Below are 5,440 nucleotides of genomic sequence, written 5' to 3' on the forward strand. Positions count from 1 at the left end.
AATTATATGACTCCAGAAGAATGTGAAATTAAAGCTAAAAATATAGCATGAAAAATTCGATTTTTTGTGTCTAAGATATTGACATAGATCCAAAGGGAAAAAGATTTAGAGTTCAAATCTGAAATTTGGAGAGAAAATTTATAATGAAAGATATAGTCAAAGGATTAAGATAGGAAAAATTCGGTCGAGAATTTTTACTCTGCCAGCTTCAAAAAACTCTTTGTGAGATAAATTTCCTTAGAAAATGAAACTTTATATCTCTGTAAGTCGAGTCGAAAAATTTGAAGTAAAAGTACTTAGAATTAGACTGAAATTATAACAATTAAATCTCTCAAATAGAGGTATTTTGATCAAAATTGTGGACAAACTAAATCAATAAGAAAATATTTAAACAATTTATTTGAAAGCTATCTTTTTAAGATGGCTTTTCTGTTATTTTAATTCTGAAAAATTACACATTTCCTTAAGATTATTGATAAATTTTACTTTTTGGATAAATTTTTTAATTGACTAAGAAGGAATTAATAGATTAAATCACGAATTACTAAGTTAAAAGAATCTGTAAAAAGAGAATTATGAAGTGATTTAGTCAGATAGGCGATAGAATAAAGGATATAAATAAGGAATAAATTTTATAAAGTAGATCTTTATCTTATGAAAGGAGGAGATGTTATGTCAAATGAGGCAGGTCAAATTATTGTTTTCGATATAGGAGAAGAGAAGTTTGGCGTTAAAATTACCGAGGTACATGAGATTATCCGTATGAAGCAGATAACTGAACTTCCAATCAATTCTCCTTATATAGCTGGAATTATTAACTTACGTGGAGATATTATTTCGGTTATTGATTTAAGAAAGAGGTTTGGAATAGAGGATATAGCTGAAGATGATGATACTAGAATTATTGTTGTAGAATTTGAAGGACAAAATGTAGGATTAATTGTAGATGCTGTATCTGAGGTGTTACATATTGATGAGAGTAAGGTTGATGTTCCACCTCGTAGTATGTCTGGAATTAAAAATGATTATATTAGAGGGATAATTAAAGTAGGAGAGCATATAGTTATCTTGTTAGAGCTAGCTAATCTATTAAAATCAAAAGAGAAGATTGAGTTAGATAACGAATCACAGTAAGTGCTTTAATTAGAAAGGGGGAATTTGATTATGGATATGAATGATTTTCAAGAATTGTATGCTAGTGAATCTAGAGAACATTTAGACCTGTTAAATGATGCATTATTAACCTTAGAGAATAATCCTAATGATATGGAAATGATAAATGAAGCTTTTAGAGCAGCACATACCTTAAAGGGTATGGCAGGAACTATGGGCTTTGACAATGTTAGTGAATTAGCCCATGCTATGGAGAATGTTATGGATCTAATTAGATCTGAGACTTTAGCTGTTAACACTGAGGTTATTAATCTGCTCTTTAAAGCAGTTGATATGTTAGAATTACTAAGTAATAGTCCTGAAGAGACTACTGGATTAGATGCTTTAATTAATGAATTAAAGGCATATTCCCAAGGTGATATAGTAACAGATAATCAAAATGATAGTGTAGTTAATCCAAGTCAAGATAATGACTTTAATTTGACCCAAGAAGAGATAGATATGACCCAAAATGCTCAAGGAAATCCAATGACTATTAAAGTTAAATTGGAAGAGGACTGTGTCTTTAAATCCTTAAGAGCAGATATGGTCTTAGATGCTTTAGAAGAGCATGGGGAATTGATTAAGGCGAATCCTGAAATAGAGAAGATCAAAAATGAGGAGTTTGAGAATACCTTTTATATTTTATTCTCAACTAAAGATGATAAAGATGTGGTTTATGATGCTTTAAATAGTGTTTCTGAGGTTGAAGAGATAGAAATTACTATTATTGAAGATATAAGTCAGTTATTAGTAAAAGAGGATGAGCAACCTCAAGAAGATAGTACTGCTAACAAGGATAAGTCTAGCAATAATAAGAAGAAAAAACCAAAAGCAACCACATTATCTAAACGTCTAAAATCAAATAATACAATTAGAGTAGATGTAGAACGTTTAGATGCATTAATGAACTTAGTAGCAGAATTGGTTATCAAGCGGACTCAGGTTGAATCTGTAGGAAGAAGTTACAACCTAGATGAATTGAACAAGAAGTTAAAACCATTGAGCAAGGTAACTACAGAATTACAGAATGCAGTAATGGAGATGAGAATGGTTCCAATTAGCTTGGTATTTAACCGTTTCCCTAGATTGGTTAGAGATTTATCCCAAGAATTAGATAAGAATATCAATTTAGTAATTGAAGGTGAAGATACAGAATTAGATAGAACTATTATCGATGAGATTGGAGATCCATTAGTTCATATGATCCGTAACTCTATAGATCACGGTGTTGAAAGTCCAGCTAAAAGAGAAGCTGCTGGAAAAGATCCAGTTGGTCTAGTTAGGTTATCAGCTTTTCATGAAGGAAATAATGTTGTAATTCAAATTCAAGATGATGGAAATGGAATTGATCCTGAATTCATTGGAAATATGGCAGTAGAAAAAGGTGTTATCTCCCAATCTGAATTAGAGACTATGAGTGATAATGATATAATCAAATTGATCTTTGCTGCAGGATTCAGTACAGCAGCTAAAGTAAGTGATGTTTCAGGTCGTGGAGTAGGAATGGATGTTGTAAAGAATAAGATAGAGTCTTTAAGTGGTTCTGTTGATATTACTTCAGAAGTTGGTAAAGGTTCTGTCTTTACTATTAAATTACCATTGACATTATCAATTATTCAAGGTTTCTTGACTAAAGTAGCAAATCAAGAGTATGTAATTCCATTAGAATCTATTCAAGAGATTGTAGATGTTAATTTAGATGAGATTCAAACTATCAGAAAAGAGAAGGTTATTCATCGTAGAGGATCTGTAATTCCATTAATCTCTTTACGCAATAAGTTGAATAAAGCAGTATTAGAAGAGAAGCGAGATGAGATTCCTACAGTTATAGTTGAAGTAGGAGATGAAAACTATGGCTTAATGGTTGATTCTATTATTGGTCAACAAGAGGTAGTAATTAAGAGAATTAATGATTTATCAGAGAACCTTCAAAAGATTGCAGGTGGAGCTATCTTGGGTGATGGTAACATTGCTTTAATTATTAATGTAGAGGAAATTACAACTGGTTAGGAGGGGAACTATCTTGTCGAAATCTGTATTGATTGTTGATGATGCACAATTTATGCGTACAATGCTAGGAAAATTAATTGAAGAAAATGGTTATGAGGTAGCTGGAGAAGCTATTAATGGTGAAGAAGCTATACAGAAATACATGGATTTATCCCCGGATTTGGTAACGATGGATATTACTATGCCCAAGATGGATGGTGTTGAAGCTACTAAGCAGATTCTTGCTTTTAACCCAGAAGCAAATGTAATTATGTGTAGTGCTATGGGGCAGAAGCCGATGGTGGTTGAGTCTTTAAAAGCAGGAGCAAAAGACTTTGTGGTAAAACCTATCAAACCAAACAAAGTAAAGGATGCTTTGAAGAATATTCTAGGTTAATAATTGTCAAATAGAGAGTTTTTGTAGAATCTTCTGATTCTAAAGATGGATTTAATAATATAAAAATTATTAAAGATTTTGTGTTTAGTTTATTATAATACTAAACCACAGGTTTAAACCTGTGGTTTGGCAGAAATGGTTAAATTATTAAACTTATTTTTCATTTTTTATATCTTAGAAGACTTAATCTGTATCTAAAGGTAATACTATAGATATTGATATTTTGCTTAGGTATAGATTAGGTCTAGGAATTATAATATAAATATATTATTATAGTATAGTTGAAATTTAATGTAAACATTTAATTAATTTTAAATTAGTTGTATATAGATTAAGATTTTAGAAGTGATTAAATAAATAATCTTCTAAGATCTCTTTAAAAATGTTTGAAGAATATGTTCTTTAATGGAGGAGGTGTCGGTTTGGCTTCACAATTTGGGATATCGCGACCAATTAAAGTGTTAGTAGTAGATGATTCTGCTTTTATGAGAAAAGTAGTCAGTGAAATGCTGGAAGAAGCAGATGATATAGTGGTTACCGATAAAGCAAGAAATGGAATAGATGCTTTGCGTAAAATTGAAAGTAATGAGCCTGATGTGATTACTTTAGATGTAGAGATGCCCAAAATGGATGGTCTGGAGTTTCTACAGAAGTTACCAGAGCTAATCGGAAAGAATATTCCAGTTATTATGTTAAGTAGCTTAACTACTAGACAAAGTAAGACTACAATTAAAGCATTGGAGTTAGGAGCAATTGATTTTGTTGCTAAACCTTCTGGAAGTATCTCTTTGGATATAGACAAAGTTAAAGAAGAGCTAATTGAAAAGGTAAGGATAGCAGCAGGAGCTAAATCTAAATTAGCAAAGATTTCTAAAAGTTTTTCAAGGACACTAAAGCCTAAGAAGAAAAGCATTACTACTAAGAAAGTAGTTACTGAACAAAGACCATTAAGTAGAGCTACTGGTCGTACAAAGCTAGTGGTTATAGGTTCTTCAACTGGGGGACCTAGAGCTTTGAAGGAAGTGGTAACCTTATTACCTGAAGATTTAAATGCTGCAGTATTGATTATTCAGCATATGCCTCCAGGTTTTACTACGTCTCTAGCCCAGAGATTGGATAAATTATCTAACATTAGAGTTAAAGAGGCTACAGTAGGGGATCGATTGGAGAAGGGCCTTGCTTTGTTAGCTCCAGGTGATTATCATATGGTTATCGAAAATGGTCATGTTAAATTGAATCAGAATCCAAAGGTTCATAATGTTCGTCCTGCTGTAGATGTAACTATGGAGTCCATTGCTTATGATTATAACTCTAATACTGTTGGAGTTATCTTAACTGGTATGGGTAAAGATGGAGCAGAAGGTATGAAGTTAATTAGAGATAATGGTGGTAAGACTATAGGTCAAGATGAAGAGACCTGTGTAGTTTATGGTATGCCTAAAGTAGCTTATGAGATAGGTGGAGTAGAGGTAGTTAAACCTATTGATAGGATTGCTGAGGAGATTGTGAGAATGGTAAATTCATAATATAGATAAAGAGGAGATAGCAGCTGCTATCTCCTCACTTTTATTTTAGTCTTATTATTTTTATCTTTTAATGGAGATATAGCGACATTTTCACTTTATAAAAGTGAGCAAAATTTTAATCAAATTAATAAAAAACTATTACGGGAAAGCTTATCAGCTTTTTCCCGTGTTACTTTTAGCATTGCACCCCCAGAGTACTTCCTCAGGAAGAAAGAACACTTCCTTTGGGGCGCCCTAAAAGTAACCAAAAGGTCTAGAAGAAAACATACCTACGAGTCTAAAAAAAGACTCTCCGTGGCAGAACCAGCCCACTCTCTCAGCAATCAGAATACTAAATATTATCATTAATTAGATCTGTCTCTTATACACATCT

At 32.1% G+C, this 5,440-nt stretch carries 4 protein-coding genes; all 4 read left to right on the forward strand.

Annotated elements, in window-relative coordinates; all coding sequences use genetic code 11:
- Positions 1-672: 672 nt before the first annotated feature.
- The 4 genes from ACTCDL_RS13665 (at position 673) to ACTCDL_RS13680 (ending at position 5,067) form a co-directional block, all read left to right on the forward strand.
- Positions 673-1,134, forward strand: a complete 462-nt coding sequence (locus ACTCDL_RS13665) for a chemotaxis protein CheW (protein WP_463177936.1) — start codon at positions 673-675, stop codon at positions 1,132-1,134.
- A 30-nt stretch (positions 1,135-1,164) separates the two neighbouring features.
- Positions 1,165-3,165, forward strand: coding sequence for a chemotaxis protein CheA (locus tag ACTCDL_RS13670; RefSeq protein WP_463177940.1), 2,001 nt, complete (start codon positions 1,165-1,167; stop codon positions 3,163-3,165).
- Between the two features lie 13 nt (positions 3,166-3,178).
- A complete protein-coding gene (locus ACTCDL_RS13675) occupies positions 3,179-3,541 on the forward strand; it encodes a response regulator (RefSeq protein WP_463177943.1) in 363 nt (120 codons plus the stop codon).
- A 485-nt stretch (positions 3,542-4,026) separates the two neighbouring features.
- On the forward strand, positions 4,027-5,067 hold the full coding sequence (locus ACTCDL_RS13680) for a protein-glutamate methylesterase/protein-glutamine glutaminase (RefSeq protein WP_463177950.1): 1,041 nt from the start codon (positions 4,027-4,029) through the stop codon (positions 5,065-5,067).
- The last annotated feature ends 373 nt before the right edge of the window (positions 5,068-5,440 follow it).

This window comes from Orenia sp. (genome assembly GCF_055140805.1).